The organism is Nocardioides lianchengensis, assembly GCF_900101465.1.
In the GTDB taxonomy this organism is placed as follows: Bacteria; Actinomycetota; Actinomycetes; order Propionibacteriales; family Nocardioidaceae; genus Nocardioides; species Nocardioides lianchengensis.
Genome location: NZ_FMZM01000001.1, coordinates 48,245 through 66,106 on the forward strand (window position 1 = coordinate 48,245; position 17,862 = coordinate 66,106).

Sequence of the window (17,862 nt, forward strand, 5' to 3'; positions counted from 1 at the left end):
GTCAGCGCTTGAGATCGCGCCGTACGCGCCGTCGTACCTGCAGCATCCGCAGGGAGCCCGCGATGATCGCGAGCAGCATCCCGGCCGCGGTGGCGACCAGCAGCGAGGCGGCCAGCGGGGCGGTGCCCTCCCAGCCGAAGTAGGAGACCTGCACCGACTGGGTGTTCTGCACGATGAAGACGACCAGCAGGATCAGCACCACGGCGGCGACGACCAGGGCGGCCCAGGTGCCGCTGGTCCTCGAGCCGCGCAGCGGGTCGGCCCGGGGGGCCTCGGTCACGGGGGCGCTGCCGGTGTCGCCGGTGACCGGGTCGGTGGTGTCGCTCATGACCCCCGGTGCCCGTCGGCGCGCGCCGTCACACGCTCAGACGACGACGACCACCAGGGCCACGACCACCGCGAGCACCAGCAGGAGCAGCAGCGCCCAGACCAGCGGCCGCGGCCGGTCGGGCGCGGAGCCGTCGGTGTGGTGGACACGGCTGTCCTGGGAGACCACGAAGCCCATCGTCGGCTCGCTGGCCGCGCCGGGATAGGCGTCCTCGCCGCGCACGTGCTCGTGCGGGGCGGGCGGGATGTCGACCGGGTCGGTCCGGGGGTCCTGGCGCTCGGGCATGGCGTCGCTCCTTCGTCTCCGAGATGGACGGAGTTGCTGTCCGGTGCCCATCACACCCCCTGCCGAGACCGCCGTCACCCGGCTTTCCGGGCGGGCGGCTCCCGGCGGGTGGTCAGCCCCCCGCGGCGGAGAGCCGGTCGAACTCCTCGTCGGTCAGCTCGATGCCGGCGGCGGCGGTGTTGGACTCCAGGTGGTCGACGCTGGACGTGCCGGGGATCGGCAGCACCACCGGAGAGCGGCGCAGCAGCCAGGCCAGGGCCAGCTGCGAGGGCGTCGCGTCGTGCTCGCGCGCGGCGTCGGCCAGCGGGCCGTCCTCCTTCGACAGCGCCCCGGTCGCGAGCGGGAACCACGGGATGAAGCCGATGCCCTCGGCGTCGCAGTGGTCCAGCAGCTCCTCGGCCGAGCGGTCGGCCAGGTTGTAGAGGTTCTGCACCGACACGATCGGCGCGACCTGCTGGGCCGCCTTCAGCTGGTCGACGTCGACCTCCGAGAGCCCGATGTGCCGGATCTTGCCCTCGTCACGGAGCTTCGCGAGCTCGCCGACCTGGTCCTCGAGGGGGACGGCGCCGTCGATGCGGTGCAGCTGGAACAGGTCGATCCGCTCCAGCCCGAGCCGGCGCAGGGACAGCTCGCACTGCTGGCGCAGGTACGCCGGGTTGCCGACCGGGGTCCACACGCCGGGGCCCTGGCGGGTCAGCCCGGCCTTGGTGGCGATCACGACGTCGTCGGCGTACGGGTGCAGGGCCTCCTTCAGCAGCTGCTCGGCGGTCTCGGGGCCGTAGGAGTCGGCGGTGTCGAAAAAGGTGATCCCGATCTCGACCGCGCGCCGCAGCACCCGGATCGCCTCGTCGTGGTCCTTCGGCGGACCCCAGACCCCCTCGCCGGGGAGCTGCATCGTGCCGTAGCCGAGGCGGACGACGGGGAGGTCGCCGCCCAGCTGGAAGGTGCCGCTGGCTGCTGCCAGGTTGTCGCTCGTGGTGGTCATTCAGATCTCCTGTTCGCTGCGGTCGCCGGCCCAGAGGGTGTGGAAGGTCCCCTCGCGGTCGACGCGTCGGTAGGTGTGCGCCCCGAAGTCGTCCCGGAGCGCCTGGATCAGGGCGGCGGGCAGCCGCTCGCGGCGGAGCCCGTCGAAGTAGGACAGTGAGCTGCCGAAGGCCGGGACCGGGACGCCGCCCCGGGCCGCCGTGGCGACCACCTCGCGCCAGGCGTCCACGCCGCCCTTGACCGCGTCGGCGAAGTACGCCGTGGTCAGCAGGGTGGTGAGGTCGGGCTCCTCGGCGTACGCGTCCTTGATCCGGTCGAGGAACTGCGCCCGGATGATGCAGCCGCCGCGCCAGATCGTGGCGACGGAGCCGAGGTCGACGTCCCAGCCGTGCTCCTCGGCGCCGGCCGCGATCTGGTCGAAGCCCTGGGCGTAGGCGACCACCTTGGAGGCGTAGAGCGCGGCCCGGACCTGGTCGACGAAGACGTCGCGGTCCACCGACACCCGCTGCTCGTCGGGGTCGGTGGTGAACACCTCGCGGGCGGCGGCCCGCTGCTCGGTGTGGCCCGACAGGCTGCGGGCGAAGGTGGCCTCGGCGATGCCCGTGACCGGGACGCCGAGGTCGAGCGCCGCCTGCACGGTCCAGCGGCCGGTGCCCTTCTGCTCGGCCTCGTCGAGGACGACGTCGACGAACGGCTGACCGCCCTCGCCGTCGGTGTGGCGCAGCACGTCGGCGGTCATCTCGATGAGGAACGACTCCAGGTCGCCGCCGTTCCACTCCTCGAAGACGTCGGCGATCTCGGCCGGGCTGAGCCCGGCGATGCTGCGCAGCAGGTCGTAGGCCTCCGCGATCAGCTGCATGTCGGCGTACTCGATGCCGTTGTGGACCATCTTCACGAAGTGGCCCGCCGCGTCGGGGCCGACGTGGGCCGCGCACGGCGTCCCGTCGACCTGCGCGGCGATCGACTCGACGATCGGGCCGAGCCGCTCGTAGGCGTGCTCGGAGCCCCCGACCATGATCGAGGGGCCGTGGAGCGCGCCCTCCTCGCCGCCCGAGACGCCCATCCCGACGAAGTGCAGGCCCTTCTCGGACAGCGCCTGCTCGCGGCGGACCGTGTCGGCGAAGTGGGCGTTGCCGCCGTCGACCACGATGTCGCCCTCGTCGAGCAGCGGCACCAGCTCGTCGATCACCGCGTCGGTCGGCTCGCCGGCCTTGACCATGATGATGATCGCGCGCGGCGTCTCGATGCTCTTCACGAAGTCCTCGAGCGACTCGCTGGCCACGAACGTGCCCTCGTCGCCGAACTCGTCGACGAGCGCCTCGGTCTTGGTGAAGGTGCGGTTGTGGACCGCCGTGACGTGCCCGTGCCGGGCGATGTTGCGGGCCAGGTTGCGGCCCATCACGGCCAGCCCGGTCACCCCGATCGTTGCCTGCTGCTCTGCCATGTCTCCAGCCAACTACGCCAGGCCAAACCCCGGCTCTCGCTGGTCTCTCTCGCGAGCGCCAGCGAGCGTATCGAGACCCTCGGTCACGGTCTCGATACGCCGGTCGCGACCTCCTTCGTCGGTCGCGCGGCTACTCGACCTGGGGCGTGCCTCTTCGCCCTCGCAGGCTCGGGCGAAGCGCCCTCAGAACACGTTGAGGGGGCGGAACTGGACGGAGATCCGAGGTCCGGCGGACGAGACCTTGGGGACGGCGTGCTCCCAGGTGCGCTGGCAGGAGCCGCCCATCACGACCAGGTCGCCGTGGCCCATCTCGACCACGACCGCCTCGGCCCCGCCGGCCCGCGGGCGCAGGTGCAGCTTGCGGGGGTCGCCGACGGAGACGATCGCGACCATCGTGTCCTGGGTCTTCCCGCGGCCGATCGTGTCGCCGTGCCAGGCGACGGAGTCGCGACCGTCGCGGTAGTAGCAGCAGCCGGCGGTGCGGAAGGGTTCGCCCAGCTCGGGCCGGTAGTGGTCGCTGAGCGCGTCGCGCGCCTCCTCGAGCACGGGGTGGGGGAGTGGCTCGCCGAGCATGTAGGTGTGCAGCAGTCGCGGCACGTCGACGACCCGGTCGTACATCTGCCGCCGCTCGGCCCGCCACGGGACGTCGGCGACCAGCCGGGCGAAGACGTCGTCGGCGTCCGGCAGCCAGCTGCGTCGTACGTCGACCCAGGCGCCGCGGGTCAGTCCCATCCGCTCGATCCCCGAGAAGTCGCGCACCCCGGCGGGGGCCGCCTGGAACAGCGAGCTCTGGAAGTCCATGCGCGCATCCTAGTCGAACAGGCGTTCGAGCAAAATGTCGGAGAAGTCTGGGAGCATCCCTCCATGACCGAGATCGCCTGCCAGGTGCGCGGGCTCACCAAGACCTACGGCACGGGCCAGGCCGTGGTACGCGCCCTCGACGACGTCACCCTCGACCTCCTCGCGGGCGAGTTCACCGCGGTGATGGGGCCGAGCGGCTCCGGCAAGTCGACGCTCATGCACTGCCTGGCCGCGCTCGACACCGCCACCAGCGGCCAGGTCCTGGTCGGCGAGCAGGACCTCACCACGCTCGACGACAAGGCGCTGACCCGGCTGCGTCGCGACGAGATCGGGTTCGTCTTCCAGTCGTTCAACCTGGTCCCGACGCTCAGCGCCGAGGAGAACATCCTGCTGCCGCTGGCCATCGCCGGCCGCAAGCCCGACCGCGAGTGGTACGACGCGGTCGTCGACACGGTCGGCATCGGTGACCGGCTGCGCCACAAGCCGAGCGAGCTGTCCGGCGGCCAGCAGCAGCGCGTCGCCGTCGCCCGGGCGCTGGTCAGCCGGCCGCGGATCGTCTTCGCCGACGAGCCCACCGGCAACCTCGACTCGCGCTCCGGCGCCGAGGTGCTCGACCTGCTGCGCCGCAGCGCCGACCAGGGCCAGACGATCGTGATGGTGACGCACGACCCGGTGGCGGCGTCGTACACCGACCGGGTGGTCTTCCTGGCCGACGGCCAGGTCGTCAGCGAGCTGCGCGAGCCCACGCGCGAGCAGGTCCTCGAGGTCATGGCCGGGATGGCGGGCTGATGCTGCGCGCCGCGCTGAAGAGCCTGCTCGGGCGCAAGGTGCGCCTGCTGATGAGCACGTTCGCGATCGTGCTCGGGGTCGCGTTCGTCGCCGGCACCCTGGTCTTCTCCGACACGCTCAACCGCAGCTTCACCGCGCTGTTCGCCTCGACGGTCGGCGACGTCGTCGTCCGGCCCGAGGGCGCGGTCAACCCGATGGGCGACCTGTCGACGCTGACTGTGCCCGCGGAGGTCGCGGCCGACCTCGAGCGGGTGGACGGCGCCGCGCGGGTCGACGGCAACGTCAACGCGACGAACGTCGTCGTCCTCGACGAGGACGACAAGGTGGTCGGCGGCTTCGGCCCGCCGTCGCTCGGCTCGAACTGGACCGGGGCCCCCGCGGGCCACGGCCTGGAGGGCCTGGTCATGACCGAGGGGCGGGTGCCCGACGGTCCCGAGGAGGTGGCGCTCGACGCCGGGACGGCGGAGAAGGCCGGGTACGTCGTCGGCGACACCGTCACCCTCAACACCGCCGGCGCCACCGCGACCCTGGAGCCGACCCTGGTCGGCATCGCCGACTTCCGCGAGGGCGGCTCGCTCAACGGGGCGACGCTCACGATCTTCGACACCGCGACCGCCCAGGAGCTCTTCCTGGACGGTGCCGACGCCTACTCCGACCTCTGGGTGACCGCCGAGGACGGCGTCTCCCAGGAGGAGCTGCGCGACCGGGTGGAGGCCGAGCTGCCCGACGGGCTCGAGGCGGTCACCGGTGACGACGCGGCCGACGAGGCGGCCTCCGACCTGCTCGAGGCGATCTCGTTCCTCACCACCTTCCTGCTCATCTTCGCCGGCATCGCGCTCGTGGTCGGCGCCTTCCTGATCGTCAACACCTTCTCCATCCTGGTGGCCCAGCGCAGCCGCGAGCTCGCGCTGCTCCGGGCCCTCGGGGCGTCCAAGCGGCAGGTCCTCGGCTCGGTCCAGCTGGAGGCGCTGGTGCTCGGCCTGCTCGGCGCGACCCTCGGCCTCGGGCTGGGCGTGCTGCTGGCGATCGGGCTGCGGGCCGTCTTCGCCCAGGTCGGGCTGGACCTGTCGGGGCAGTCGCTGATCTTCGCGCCGCGCACCGTCCTCGCCGCCTACGCCATCGGCGTCCTGGTCACCATGGCGGCGGCGCTGCTGCCCGCGCTGCGCACCACCCGGATCGCGCCGGTGCAGGCGCTGCGCGACGACGTCGTGCTGCCCGAGTCCTCGATCCAGCGCCGGCTCCAGGTCGGCGTGGTGCTGGTGCTGGCCGGGCTGGTCTCGCTCTTCGCGGGCCTGGGCGACGTCGTCGAGGTGCCGCACGGCGGCTGGTTCGTCGGCGCCGGGGTGCTGGCGATCCTGCTCGGCGTCGCGGCCGCCAGCCCGGTGATCAGCCGGCCGTTCCTCGTGCTGGCCCGGGTCACCTTCGCGCGCCTGTTCGGCACCGTCGGCAACCTCGCCGGCCAGAACTCGCTGCGCAACCCCCGTCGTACGACGGCCACGGCCTCGGCGCTGATGATCGGGCTCACCCTGGCCTGCACGATGGCCATCGTCGGCGACTCCGCCAAGGCCTCGGTCGACAAGTCCATCGAGGACAACTTCGTCGGCGACTACGTCGTCAGCAACGTCGTGGCGGGCTCGTTCTCGCCCGAGGTCGCGGAGCGGATGCGGGCGGTCGACGGCGTGGTCCAGGTGGTGCGGCAGCGCTACACCGGCGGCACCATCGACGGCGAGCCGCAGGGCGTGGTCGGCATCGACGCCGACGGCGCGGAGTTCCTCGAGCTCACCGCCGCGGCCGGTGACGTCACCGCGCTGCGCGAGGGCACGGTCCTGCTCCAGGAGACCTACGCCGACGACGAGGATCTCCAGGTGGGCGACGACCTGGAGATCGAGATGCCGGCCGGCGACCAGCGCTGGGAGGTCGTCGGGATCTACGAGGACAACCCGGTGCTGTTCTTCCCGATCGTCACCACCGTCGACACGCTGCTCGCGACCGGGGCGCAGGACAAGGACAACGCGCTGATCATCGACGTCGACCCGGCCTCGCCGGGCGTCGGCGACCGGCTGGAGGAGGCGATCGCCGACCTGCCGATCGTCACCGTCAAGGACCAGGCCGAGTTCGCCGAGGAGCAGCGCGCCCCGATCGACCAGTTCGTGCTGCTGATCTTCGCCCTGCTCGCGCTGGCGCTGGTGATCGCCGTGCTCGGCATCGTCAACACCCTCGCGCTGTCGGTCATCGAGCGCACCCGCGAGGTCGGGCTGCTGCGGGCCATCGGGCTCTCCCGGCGCCAGCTGCGGTGGATGATCACGCTGGAGTCGGTCGTGATCGCGGTGCTCGGCGCGGTGCTCGGGGTGCTGCTCGGCACCTTCTTCGGCATCGTGCTGATGTACGCCCTGCGCGACGAGGGCCTCGAGGTGATCAGCGTGCCGACCGGCCAGCTCGCGGTCTTCCTCGCCCTGTCGGTGCTGATCGGGGTGCTCGCGGCGGTGCTGCCCGCCCGCCGGGCGGCCCGCCTCGACGTGCTGCGGGCCATCGCCACGGAGTGAGGCCGCCGGATTGGACTTCGTCAGCCCGAATCGGTCAAGATCCCGGATTTCCCGGACGGAAGGTGTCTAGTCCATCTACCCTCGGGGATGTGGAGGAAGTACTGGTTCCGGACGGACGATCGCTCAAGCACGTACAGGTGCGCGAGTACGTCCGTTCCCTGGTGACCGGCAGCGCCCCCGGATCGCCCGCGCCGTCCGAGCGCGAGCTCGTGCACCGCTTCGGCGTCGCCCGGATGACGGTGCGCCAGGCCATGGACGCGCTGGTCGTCGAGGGGCTCCTCGAGCGGATCCCCGGACGCGGCACCTTCGTCGCGCGGCCCCGTCGTACCGCCAGCCGGATCACCAGCTACTCCGAGGAGATGGCGCGCCGCGGCATGCTCGCCGAGTCGCAGACCCTGCTGGCCCGCCGCGAGCAGGCGGGCCCTGGCGTCGCCCGCGCGCTGAGCCTGACCGAGGGGGACGCGGTCATCCACTGGCGCCGGCTGCGCCGCGCCGACGGGGTCCCGATGTGCATCGAGGACGCCTACCTCAACGAGGTCCTGCTGCCGGGCTTCCTGCAGAGCGGCATGCCCACCAGCCTGTACGACGCCCTGGAGTCGCGCGGCCTGCGCCCCTCCTGGGCCGAGGACTCGATCAACGCCGACCGCGGCAACGCCGAGGAGTGCGGCCTGCTCGAGGTGGAGCCGGGCTCCCCGGTGCTGCGCCACTCCCGCCGGGCCATCGCCGGCGACAAGGTCGTCGAGGTCTCGCGCACCGTCTACCGCGCGGACCGGTTCACCCTCTGGGTGCAGCTCGGCCAGGACGGCTAGCAGGCCGCTACAGCTTCCCCAGCGCCGCGACCGGCTCGCCGGTCTCCTCGCAGACCCACACCGGGTCGGGGCCGCCCAGGTCGGGCTGGATGTAGAGCGTGTGCACGGGACCGTCCTCGCAGATCGAGCACAGCGGCCAGCGGCCGGCCGCCTCGAACAGCGCGTCCTGGACGTCCTGGGCGACCAGCCCGGCGACGTACACCGCACCCTCGGGCCACTGCTCGGCCCACCACTTCCGGGCCGAGACGGCGTCCTCGAGCGCGCTGACCGCGGCCGCCGTCGCCTGACCGCGGGCCGAGAGGTCCGCGAGCACCCGAGCCCGCGCGTCGTACAGCAGCGCGTTGTCCACAGCCCCATTGTGCTCGCGTTTCAAAGGCCGGCCCGTCCGGGCACGCGTCGGGCACCGGTCACGACGGGTGACCGCGGTCTCGGGAGGTACGACGATGGGCGCGACCGATGCACCGGCAGAGGTGTTCGTGGAGGCGTGGGACGACCTACGGCGGCTGCCGCAGGTGATGGACGAGGCGGCCGAGCAGGCGGAGCGGATCGTCGGGCACGCGACGACCTGGGTCGCCAACCGGGCCGGGTTCGAGCCGAGCCCGGTCTGCCTGCTCCGGCCGCTCGCCGAGGCGATGGACCTGGTCGCCTGGGCGTTCCGGCGGACCGGTGAGGAGTTCGCCGAGCAGTGGGCCGAGGTGCGGGCGGGCGTGGTGGCGGCCGAGCGCGAGCTGGCCGGCTCCGACGGGCGGGCCGCGGACTCGAGCGTGGCGCTCGGGCGGGACCTGCGGGGGGTGGCCTGAATGCCGGTCCCGACCCTGATGAGCATCCGGCTCGAGGAGCCCGACCGCGGCGGGAAGCAGCTCGACCACGACGCGACCTTCACGGCCTGGGACGAGGCCTTCACGACCATGCGCGACGTGGTCAACCACGGCATCGACGCCGTCAACCACGCCGGTGCCGGGCTGCCGCGGCTGCCCGAGGGCAGCCTGGAGGAGCTGCTGATCCTGCCGCTGACCGGCGACTACGCGACGATCGGCCAGAACGCCGCGGCGTGCATCGACGTGCGCGAGGCGCTGCACGACTGGGCCGACAACCTGGCGCGGCTCTCGGTCGGGGTCGAGCCGGGCTGGGGCGGGGCCGCGGCGTCGGCGTACCTGCTCCGGGTCAACGCCCTGGGCCTGGCCGCCCGCGGGCTGGGCGAGACGGTGCGGATCGGGGCGATCGCCTTCGAGGAGATCGCCCGGTTCTCCGAGCGGATCGGCATCGAGGTCGAGCGGCTGGTCGTCGAGCTGGGTCGGACCCTGGTCCGCCTGGCCCGCCGGATCCTGTCGAAGGTCTCCGGCCCGGCCGGCTGGGGCGCCTTCGCGGCCGAGCTGCTGCTGAAGGGCCTGGACGCGATCACCGACATCATCGACGATGTCAAGCGGGTGCTGGAGCTGATCGAGACGCTCCGCGACCTCCACGGGACGGTCGTCGACTGGGTCCACCAGCAGCAGGACCGCCTCGAGCTGTTCCGCGGGCTGCCCTCGCTGGTGCGCTCGTGACCGCCCTGGAGGCGGCCCTGGCCCGCGCCGCCGCGGTCTCCGAGCGCGCGACGGCCGTCACCCGGACCCAGCCCGTCGACCCGGCGGTCCGGGCGGCCCTCGACGAGGTCAGCGGGGCGTCGGCGTCGGCGGCCGAGCAGTCGGTCGGCGAGCGGGTCCGCTGCGGCCCGCTCGAGTGGGACGACGTCTGGCGGGACCCGCACGCGCTCGGCCCGGCGGCCGTCCGGCTGGTCCAGCGGGCCCTCGTCGTGGTGGCGCAGGACATCGGTCGCGCCGCGGGCTGAGCGAGGAGTACGACGGCGGTCGTCCGGCTCGAGTTGGCCCGGCGTTCACGCCGGGTTCTCCGGTGGCGATGACAGTGCACGAGCCTGTTGTGGACGCCGCCGACTCGGGTCCGGCCGAAATCGTGGAGGACTCACCTCGTGCCATCGCGTCACCGCTCTGCCCTCATCACCTCCCTCCTGGCCGGCTCCGTCGGCCTGGTCCCGCTCCTGGTCGCGCTGGCGCCCCCGGCGTCCGCCGCGGCCGCCGACGTCAAGATCAACGAGATCGTGTCGAACGGTCCGGCTCCCGACTCGATCGAGCTGACCAACATCGGCGCGGCACCGGTCGACCTCTCCGGCTGGATCCTGAAGGACGACAAGGACGCGAGCTCGCAGCCGATCCCCGCCGGTACGACGCTCCCCGCGGGCGGCTTCCTGTCCTTCCCCACCACCTTCGGGCTCGGCAACGGCGACGCCGCGCGGGTGTTCCTGCCGGACGGCACCACGCTGGTCGACGGACACACGTTCCCGAGCCACTCGAACCCGTCCTGGTCGCGCTGCCCGGACGGCACCGGTGCGTTCGTGCAGGCGCAGGCCGCCAGCCTCGGCGCGGCCAACGCCTGCACGGTGCCTGACACGGCGGTGCGGATCAACGAGGTCGAGTCGAGCGGTGGGAGCCCGGGTGACTGGGTGGAGCTGCTCAACACCGGGACGGGTGCGGTGGATGCGTCGGGGTGGGTCTTCCGGGACGCCGACGACACGCACGCGTACGTGATCCCGGCGGGGACGTCGATCCCGGCGGGCGGCTACTTCCTGCTGGAGGAGGCTGCGTTCGGGTTCGGGCTGGGCCAGCCGGACTCGGCGCGGTTGCTCGCGGAGGACGGCACCACGGTGATCGACTCCTACGCGTGGACGACGCACGCGACGACGTCGTACGGGCGGTGCCCGAACGGGACCGGGAACCTGACGACGACCACGGCGCCCACCAAGGGCGCGGTCAACACCTGCCCGACCCCGGCCGGTGCGGACGCCCTCGAGATCAACGAGGTCAAGACCAACCCGAACCCCGACTTCGTCGAGGTCCGCAACGTCAGCGACGCGCTGGTCGACGTGGCCGACTTCTGGGTGGCCGACTCGGCCGCGAGCCCGGTCCGGATCACCTCCGAGTCCACCCCACTCCAACCCGGCGAGCTCTTCGCCTTCAACCCCGACGAGATCGTCGGCGGCTTCGGCCTCGGGGCCGCCGACAGCGTGACGATCCTGCTGTCCGACAAGACCACGGTCGTCGACACCTACGCGTGGACCACCCACCGGCTGCCGTCGTACGGGCGCTGTCCCGACGGCCCCGGGCTGGTCGAGAACCCCGTCGCCAGCCCCGGCGCCGAGAACGTCTGCCAGCCGGTGCGGATCAACGAGGTCGAGTCCAGCGGCGGGCAGCCGGGGGACTGGGTCGAGCTGGTCAACGTGAGCGCCGGGCCGGTCGACGTGTCCGGCTGGGTGCTGAAGGACGCCGACGACACCCACTCCTACGCCATCCCGGCCGCGACCACGATCGCCGTCGGTGGCTACCTGGTCCTCGACGAGGCCGCGTTCGGCTTCGGTCTCGGCCAGCCCGACGCAGCGCGCCTCTTCCGCGCCGACGGCACCACGCTGGTGGACTCCTACGCCTGGACGACGCACGCGACGACGTCGTACGGCCGGTGTGCCGACGGGGCCGGTGCCTTCGTGACCACCGAGGCGGTCACCAAGGGCGCCGCCAACCTCTGCCCGCCGCCGTTCTTCGGAGTCGACACCGAGCCGTGGCCGGGCAGCCAGACGGTCACGACGTCGGACCCGCAGAACGCCTTCGTCTCCGACGTCAGCACCGGTGACGTCAGCGGTCTGGCCTTCAGCCCGACCGAGCCCGGCGTGCTGTGGGCGATCAAGAACAAGAACCGGCTCTTCAAGCTGACCAAGGTCGGCGGCCTGTGGACCCCCCTCACCACCGACGGCTGGGCAACCGGCAAGGCGCTGACCTTCGCCGACGGCTCGGGCGAGCCCGACACCGAGGGCGTGACGGTCGGACCGGACGGCGCGATCTACGCGACCACCGAGCGCGACAACACCGCCAGCAGCGTCCCGCTCAACCAGGTGCTCCGCTTCGACCCGACGCAGCCGGGTCCGCTGCGCGCCACCGCGACGTGGAACCTGAACGCCGACTTCCCCGAGCTGGCCGGCATCGCCGGGGGCTCCAACCTCGGGTTCGAGGGCCTCACCTGGGTGCCCGACAGCTACCTGGTCGCCGGCGGGTTCGTCGACGAGAGCACCGGCGCGGCCTACCGGCCGTCGTCGTACGCCGGTCACGGGGACGGGTTGTTCGTGATGGCCCTGGAGAACGACGGCGCCCTCTACGCCTACGCCCTCGGCAACGGCCTGCAGCACCGGGTCGCCAAGGTCGCGAGCGGGTTCCCGCATGTCATGGACGTCTCGTTCGACCCCGAGCGCCAGCAGCTGTGGGCCGTCTGCGACGACACCTGCCAGGGGCAGGTCTCTCACCTGAGGATCGGGGCGAACGGGAAGCTCGGCGTGGTCGGGGGCTACGAGCGCCCGACCGGCATGCCGAACCTCAACAACGAGGGCTTCGCGCTCGCCCCGCAGTCCACCTGCGTCGACGGGGCGAAGGAGGTCGTCTGGTCCGACGACGCCGGCACCGGCGGGCACTCGCTCCGCTCCGCGACCCTGCCGTGCACCGGGCTGATCGACAGCACCACCGCACCGCAGGTCTCGGGCACGGCCCGCTCCGGCGAGACCCTGACCGCGACGGCCGGCACCTGGTCGGTCGACGGAGTCGCCCTCGCCCACCAGTGGCGTCGCGGGGAGATCCCGATCGAGGGCGCGACCGGCCCGTCGTACGTCGTCACCGGCGCCGACAAGGGCGCGGCGCTGAACGTGGTCGTCACCGCCTCGAAGACCGGGTACGCCGACGAGACCGCCGCCTCGGCGCCGGTCACGGTCGAGGACCTGCCGCTGCTGGTCACGGCACCGGCCGTCTCCGGGTCGGGCCGGGTCGGCGACGAGCTCGCCGTCTCGACCGGCGGCTGGGACGAGACCGGCCTGACCTTCGCCTACCAGTGGCTGCGCTCCGGCGCGCCGATCGCCGGGGCGACCTCGGCGTCGTACACGCCGACGGCGGCCGACCTGGCCGCCGGCGCGGTCTCGGCCCGCGTCACCGCGACCCGCCCGGCGGGCGGGGCGTCCGGCGCCCCGGCGACGACCGAGCCGGCCTCCGTGGTCGCCGGCGACGCCGCGACCGCGACGGCGGCGCCGCGGGTCTCCGGGACCCCGGTGACCGGGCAGCGCCTGGTCGCCACCAGCGGCAGCTGGTCGGTCCCGGGCCTGGCCTTCGGCTACCAGTGGCTGCGCGACGGGGCCCCGATCGCCGGCGCCACGGCTTCGTCGTACCGGCTGGTCGGAGCGGACCAGGGCCGGCGCGTCGCCGTCCGGGTGACGGCGGCCCGCGCCGGCCACGCCAGCGGTACGGCGACCAGCGCGGCCGTCCGGGCGACCGGCCCGGCGGTGTCGAGGACCCGGCTGAGCGTCGCCCGGAAGGTCACGGCCGGCAAGCGGGCCGCGGTCACGGTGCGGGTCACCGGTGCCTGGGACCCGACCGGCACGGTCACCGTGCTGCTCGACCCGCGGAAGGGCCGGACCGTCACCAAGACGGTGCGGCTGCGCGACGGCGTCGTCCGGTTCAGCACCGCGCGGCTGGTCGCCGGCACCTACCAGGTGCGCGCGGTCTACGCCGGCGACGCGCTGCACCGCGGCTCGGCGACCGCGACTCGCGTCGTGGTGAAGGCCAAGCGGGGGCGCTGACCTCTACGCTCACGCCATGGGCGAGCTGCTCCTCGAGGTGACGGCGCTCCACGAGCGTGACGTCCCGGGCGCGCACGAGGGCGGGGCCGACCGGCTCCACCTCGTCGCGCTCGGGACCGGTCCCGACGGCTACGCCTCCTCGCCGGAGCCGGCGCTGGTCTCGGCGGTGTGCCGGGCCAGCGACGTCCCCGTCTTCGTGCTGCTGCGGCTCAACGACTCGTGGACCACGACCGGCGGCGAGCTCACCCGGCTGCTCGGCCTGGCCGGTGACTACCTCGGCGCCGGTGCGGCCGGCCTGTCGTGGGGCTTCCTCGACAGCGAGCTGGAGGTCGACGTCGAGGTCTGCCGCCACCTCGCCACCGGCCTGCCGGGGGTGCCGTGGACCTTCCACCGGGCGTTCGACCACACCCTCGACCCCCGCCGCTCCTGGCGCCGGGTCCTCGACCTGCCCGGTCTGGCCGGGGTGCGCTCGGCCGGCTCGCCGCGCGGCATGGCCGTCGGCGGCGACGACCTGCTCGCCACCGCGGAGTCCGACCCGGCGATCGCCCGGATGATGATGGCCGGCGGAGGCCTGCTCGCCGAGCAGGTGCCGTGGCTGGTCCGGGCCGGGGTGCGCCAGTTCCACCTGGGCGTCCAGGCGCGGCCCGGCGCGTCGTACAAGTCCTACGTCGACGCGGGCCACGTCCGCTCCTGGCGCCGGCTCCTCGACGACACGCGGCAGCGCCGGTGATCCTCATCGACCCGCCCCTGGTCCCCTCCCGGGGCCGGATGTGGTCCCACCTGGCCAGCGACACGTCGTACGACGAGCTGCACGCCTTCGCCCGCACCCTCGGCATCCCCGAGCGCGGCTTCGACCGCGACCACTACGACGTCCCGTCCGAGTGGTACGACGACGTCCTGGCCGCGGGCGCCGTCGCCGTGACCTCCCGCGAGCTGGTCGCCCGCCTGGTCGCCGCTGGCCTGCGCCGCCGCAAGCCCCGCCGCCCGACCTGACCCCCCGGCTCTCCGGCCGAGTCAGCACCAGTAGTGCTGACTCGGCCCGCAACTTCTGCTGACTCGACGACGCGGGCGGGTCAGGTGGGCCAGAGGCGGCGGGCCCGGCGGGTCAGGTCGGCGCGGAGGGTGGTCAGGTCGGCGTCGACGAGGTGGCCGTCGGTGACGATCGGGGCGCCGCCGACGTAGACGTGGCGGGCCGAGCGCTCGGGGCCGAGGACCAGGGCGGCGACGGGGTCGAGCACGTCGGCGACGTCGTCGCCGGGCCACACGACGACGTCGGCCTTGAGGCCGGGCTCCAGGAGGCCGATGTCGTGGCGGCCCAGGCAGCGGGCGCCGCCGACGGTGCCGAGCGCGAGGGCGTCGATGGGCAGGAACGCGGTCGGGTCGAGGTCGCGCTGGCGGGCCAGGAAGAGGGCCATCCGCAGCTCGGGCTGCAGGGTGCCGATCTCGTTGGAGGCGACGCCGTCGACACCCAGGCCGACCGGGGCGCCGGCCGCGACCAGGTCGCGGACCCGGGCGATGCCGGCCCCGAGTCGGCTGTTGCTGGACGGGCAGTGCGCGACGCCGGTGCCGGCGTCGCCGAGGCGGACCACCTCACGGTCGGAGAAGTGGATGCCGTGGGCGACCCAGACGTCGTGGTCGATCCAGCCCAGGTCGTCGAGGAGCTCCAGCGGACGGCGTCCGAAGCGGGCGACGGAGTCGCGCTCCTCGTCGAGGGTCTCGGCGAGGTGGGTGTGCAGCCGGATCCCGAGCCGGCGCGCGAGCGTCGCGGACTCGCGCATCAGCTCCGGGGTGACGCTGAACGGGCTGCACGGCGCGGCGGTCACGAAGATGGTCTCGCCGTCGTGGAGCCGTGCGTGCACGGCCTCGGTGGACGCGAGGATCGCGTCGAGGTCCTCGACGACCGAGTCCGGCGGCAGCCCGCCGCGGCTCTCGCCCAGGTCCATCGAGCCCCGGGCGATGTGGGTGCGGACCCCGATCGACCGGGCGGCCGCGGCGATCGCGTCGAAGACCGAGTCGTCGCCGCCCGGGACCAGGTAGTGGTGGTCGGCGGCCGTCGTACAGCCGGAGAGCGCGAGCTCGGCGAGCGCGACCCGGGCCGCGGCCTCGACATCCTCGGGGGTCAGCCGCGCCCACACCGGGTAGAGCGTCTGCAGCCAACCGAAGAGCGTGCTGTCGACGGCCCAGCCGCGGGTCAGCCACTGGTAGAAGTGGTGGTGGGTGTTGACCAGCCCGGGCGTCAGCAGGTCGCCGTCGCACCGGACGACCACGTCGCCCTCCTCCGCCGGGACCGACCCGACGGCGGTGATCAGGCCGTCCTCGAACGCCACGTCGCCCGGCCACCGGGCGCCGCGCAGGACGGTGCGGGTCACGCCTGCAGCCCGTCCAGCTCGCGCTCCAGGTTGGCCCGGGCCGCCGCCTCCCACTGCTCGCGCGCGTAGGCGGTGTGGAAGAGGTGCTCCTTGTCGGCCAGCCCGCCCAGCACCTGGGCCCGACCCGCGCGGAAGACCTCGTCGTCGAGATGGGCGTACTCCCGCCGCACCGACGAGGTGTACGACGCGTAGCGCTCGGCCGGGGCCGCCAGGATCGCCAGGTCGGCGTCGGAGAGCGCGCAGCCGTTGGCGTCGTCGTCGTCGGGGTGGTGGGTCTCGGTCAGTCGGACCAGCCGCGCGACCTCCTCGACCACCTCGGGCGCGACCAGCCCGGGCAGCGCGTCCTCGGCCCAGGTCGCCGAGCGCTCCTCAGCGTCGCGCTCGCCGTCGTAGACCGCGTCGTGGAACCACGCCGCGAGCAGCACCGCGCGGACGTCGTACGACGTGCCGGCGGCAGCCAGCTCGTCGAGCCGGTCCAGGACCTCGGTGAGGTGGAGCGTGTCGTGGTAGCCGCGCGTCTCGTCGGCGTAGGCCGCGATCAGCTCGTCCCGCAGGCCGGGGGAGTCGGGCAGGGGCCATCTGTCACTCAGGTCCACCCGCACATTCAACCAAGACGGACTAGGGTCACGTGCACGAGAACCTGTTACAGAAATGAGAACGACGATGGCAGCGAGCAACGAACGCATCCGCGAGGTGGTCGAGGCGTACGTCGACCGCGTCGGCAACGGCACGTCCGCCGAGGTCGTCGCCCTGTACGCCGAGGGCGCGACGGTCGAGGACCCGGTCGGCGCCGACGTGCTCACGACCCGCGAGCAGATCGCGACGTTCTACGGCAACCTCGACGGCCTGGAGCAGGAGACGAGCCTGGTCGAGGCCCGCATCGGTGGCGGCCAGGCGGCGTTCCTGTTCCGGATCAGCACCAAGGTCGGCGACCAGACCTTCACCATGGCCCCGATCGACGTCATGACCTTCGACGACGACGGGCTGATCACCTCGATGAAGGCCTACTGGAACGCCGACACCGACATGACGGTGACCTGACCCGACGGGTCAGACGCGGGTCGCCGGCAGGCTGAGCGCGGCGGAGGAGCCGAACTCGGCCGCGGCGGAGCGCAGCCGGGGGGCGGGGCGCGGCCGGTCGTTGGCCGGCAGCGCCAGGTCGCCGAGGTCGCGCCAGGCGCCGTCGTGGACGCTCAGGCCGGTGAGGTGCAGGCGCAGGTGGTCGTGGCTCGCGGGCGCCGGGCGGACCACGAGCTGGAGCCCGTGCGTGGTCGCGAGCGCCTCGAAGGCGAAGTAGCCGCTGGCCTCGGTGCGGGTGCGGCCCACCAGGCGGCCGTCGGCGTCGAGCAACCGGACCCGGGCGCCCGCGAGGGTGGCGGTCGGGTCGGCGCCGTCCACGACCCGGCCCTGCAGCACGCCGGCCGGGGCCGGGGCCTCGACGACGCGGCGGGCGGGGGAGGTGCGCGTGTCGCGGGTGAGTCGTACGTCGAGCTCGGAGACGTAGCCGGCCCGCACGACGACCGCGGAGGTGCTGGTGGTGAAGCGGGTGGGGTCCGACTCGGCGCGCTCGTCCTCGACCTCGACGAAGTAGCGGCCGGCCGGGAGCCGGAGCGACCAGGAGCCGGCGTACGACCGCTTGCGGCCGAGGCAGCGGCCGTCGACGGCGTACCACCGGATCTGGACGACGCAGGGTCCGGGGGCGTGGATGCGGCCCTGGATGCGGCCCCGCTCGGTCGTGGTGCTGGTCGTGCTCATGGCTTTCTCCCCATGGATGGTGCGGACGGGCGCCGATCGCCGTCGATGGCACGAACCTAGGGAGCGAGGATCAAGACCGTGTGTCGGTTTTCGTCA

Annotated in this window: 19 protein-coding genes; 10 read left to right on the forward strand and 9 right to left on the reverse strand. The window is 73.3% G+C overall.

Going from position 1 to position 17,862, the window contains the following annotated elements; genetic code table 11:
• Position 1: 1 nt before the first annotated feature.
• The 5 genes from BLT76_RS00265 to BLT76_RS00285 form a co-directional block, all read right to left on the reverse strand.
• Positions 2-328: a LapA family protein gene (locus tag BLT76_RS00265; RefSeq protein WP_090849587.1), complete on the reverse strand. Its 327-nt coding sequence runs from the start codon at positions 326-328 to the stop codon at positions 2-4.
• 36 nt (positions 329-364) lie between these two features.
• Positions 365-613 (reverse strand): hypothetical protein, encoded by a 249-nt coding sequence (locus BLT76_RS00270; RefSeq protein ID WP_090849589.1) that lies wholly within the window; start codon positions 611-613, stop codon positions 365-367.
• 112 nt (positions 614-725) lie between these two features.
• Entirely contained in the window at positions 726-1,598 is an 873-nt protein-coding gene (locus tag BLT76_RS00275; protein ID WP_090849591.1) for an aldo/keto reductase, read from the reverse strand.
• On the reverse strand, positions 1,599-3,041 hold the full coding sequence (gndA, locus tag BLT76_RS00280) for an NADP-dependent phosphogluconate dehydrogenase (RefSeq protein WP_090849594.1): 1,443 nt from the start codon (positions 3,039-3,041) through the stop codon (positions 1,599-1,601).
• Positions 3,042-3,224: 183 nt separating this feature from the next.
• Positions 3,225-3,842, reverse strand: a complete 618-nt coding sequence (locus tag BLT76_RS00285; RefSeq protein WP_090849596.1) for an alpha-ketoglutarate-dependent dioxygenase AlkB — start codon at positions 3,840-3,842, stop codon at positions 3,225-3,227.
• Between the two features lie 63 nt (positions 3,843-3,905).
• Between BLT76_RS00285 and BLT76_RS00290 the strand changes: the two genes are divergently transcribed.
• The 3 genes from BLT76_RS00290 to BLT76_RS00300 all read left to right on the forward strand — a co-directional run bounded on the left by BLT76_RS00290 (position 3,906) and on the right by BLT76_RS00300 (position 7,983).
• Positions 3,906-4,631 (forward strand): ABC transporter ATP-binding protein, encoded by a 726-nt coding sequence (locus BLT76_RS00290; RefSeq protein WP_090849598.1) that lies wholly within the window; start codon positions 3,906-3,908, stop codon positions 4,629-4,631.
• Entirely contained in the window at positions 4,631-7,174 is a 2,544-nt protein-coding gene (locus BLT76_RS00295) for an ABC transporter permease (RefSeq protein WP_090849600.1), read from the forward strand. Before BLT76_RS00290 ends, BLT76_RS00295 begins: the two co-directional genes overlap by 1 nt.
• 137 nt (positions 7,175-7,311) lie before the next feature.
• The gene (locus tag BLT76_RS00300; RefSeq protein WP_244509194.1) at positions 7,312-7,983 is read left to right on the forward strand and encodes a GntR family transcriptional regulator; all 672 of its coding nucleotides are present in this window, start codon (positions 7,312-7,314) and stop codon (positions 7,981-7,983) included.
• A 7-nt stretch (positions 7,984-7,990) separates the two neighbouring features.
• Here the strand turns inward: BLT76_RS00300 and BLT76_RS00305 are convergent, their stop codons facing one another.
• The gene (locus BLT76_RS00305) at positions 7,991-8,332 is read right to left on the reverse strand and encodes a hypothetical protein (RefSeq protein ID WP_090849603.1); all 342 of its coding nucleotides are present in this window, start codon (positions 8,330-8,332) and stop codon (positions 7,991-7,993) included.
• Between the two features lie 94 nt (positions 8,333-8,426).
• Here BLT76_RS00305 and BLT76_RS00310 point away from each other — a divergent pair, with 94 nt between their 5' ends.
• The 6 genes from BLT76_RS00310 (at position 8,427) to BLT76_RS00350 (ending at position 14,635) form a co-directional block, all read left to right on the forward strand.
• Positions 8,427-8,783 (forward strand): hypothetical protein, encoded by a 357-nt coding sequence (locus BLT76_RS00310; protein WP_139175360.1) that lies wholly within the window; start codon positions 8,427-8,429, stop codon positions 8,781-8,783.
• Positions 8,784-9,527 (forward strand): hypothetical protein, encoded by a 744-nt coding sequence (locus BLT76_RS00315; RefSeq protein WP_090849607.1) that lies wholly within the window; start codon positions 8,784-8,786, stop codon positions 9,525-9,527.
• Complete coding sequence (locus BLT76_RS00320; protein WP_090849609.1) at positions 9,524-9,811, forward strand: hypothetical protein; 288 nt, start codon at positions 9,524-9,526, stop codon at positions 9,809-9,811. The genes BLT76_RS00315 and BLT76_RS00320 overlap by 4 nt, the downstream gene beginning before the upstream one ends.
• A 138-nt stretch (positions 9,812-9,949) precedes the next feature.
• Positions 9,950-13,642 carry a lamin tail domain-containing protein gene (locus BLT76_RS26080; protein ID WP_211752653.1) on the forward strand — a complete coding sequence of 1,231 codons (3,693 nt, stop codon included), beginning with the start codon at positions 9,950-9,952 and terminating at the stop codon, positions 13,640-13,642.
• Between the two features lie 16 nt (positions 13,643-13,658).
• Positions 13,659-14,372 (forward strand): copper homeostasis protein CutC, encoded by a 714-nt coding sequence (locus BLT76_RS00345; protein WP_090849611.1) that lies wholly within the window; start codon positions 13,659-13,661, stop codon positions 14,370-14,372.
• A complete protein-coding gene (locus BLT76_RS00350; RefSeq protein ID WP_090849613.1) occupies positions 14,369-14,635 on the forward strand; it encodes a DUF4031 domain-containing protein in 267 nt (88 codons plus the stop codon). The genes BLT76_RS00345 and BLT76_RS00350 overlap by 4 nt, the downstream gene beginning before the upstream one ends.
• Before the next feature lie 80 nt (positions 14,636-14,715).
• Here the strand turns inward: BLT76_RS00350 and BLT76_RS00355 are convergent, their stop codons facing one another.
• Positions 14,716-16,011 carry an 8-oxoguanine deaminase gene (locus BLT76_RS00355; protein WP_090849615.1) on the reverse strand — a complete coding sequence of 432 codons (1,296 nt, stop codon included), beginning with the start codon at positions 16,009-16,011 and terminating at the stop codon, positions 14,716-14,718.
• Entirely contained in the window at positions 16,008-16,607 is a 600-nt protein-coding gene (locus BLT76_RS00360) for an HD domain-containing protein (RefSeq protein WP_090849617.1), read from the reverse strand. The genes BLT76_RS00355 and BLT76_RS00360 overlap by 4 nt, the downstream gene beginning before the upstream one ends.
• A 67-nt stretch (positions 16,608-16,674) precedes the next feature.
• Between BLT76_RS00360 and BLT76_RS00365 the strand changes: the two genes are divergently transcribed.
• Positions 16,675-17,052 (forward strand): nuclear transport factor 2 family protein, encoded by a 378-nt coding sequence (locus BLT76_RS00365; protein WP_090849619.1) that lies wholly within the window; start codon positions 16,675-16,677, stop codon positions 17,050-17,052.
• Between the two features lie 9 nt (positions 17,053-17,061).
• Here the strand turns inward: BLT76_RS00365 and BLT76_RS00370 are convergent, their stop codons facing one another.
• Positions 17,062-17,766 (reverse strand): MSCRAMM family protein, encoded by a 705-nt coding sequence (locus tag BLT76_RS00370; RefSeq protein ID WP_090849621.1) that lies wholly within the window; start codon positions 17,764-17,766, stop codon positions 17,062-17,064.
• Positions 17,767-17,862 lie beyond the last annotated feature (96 nt).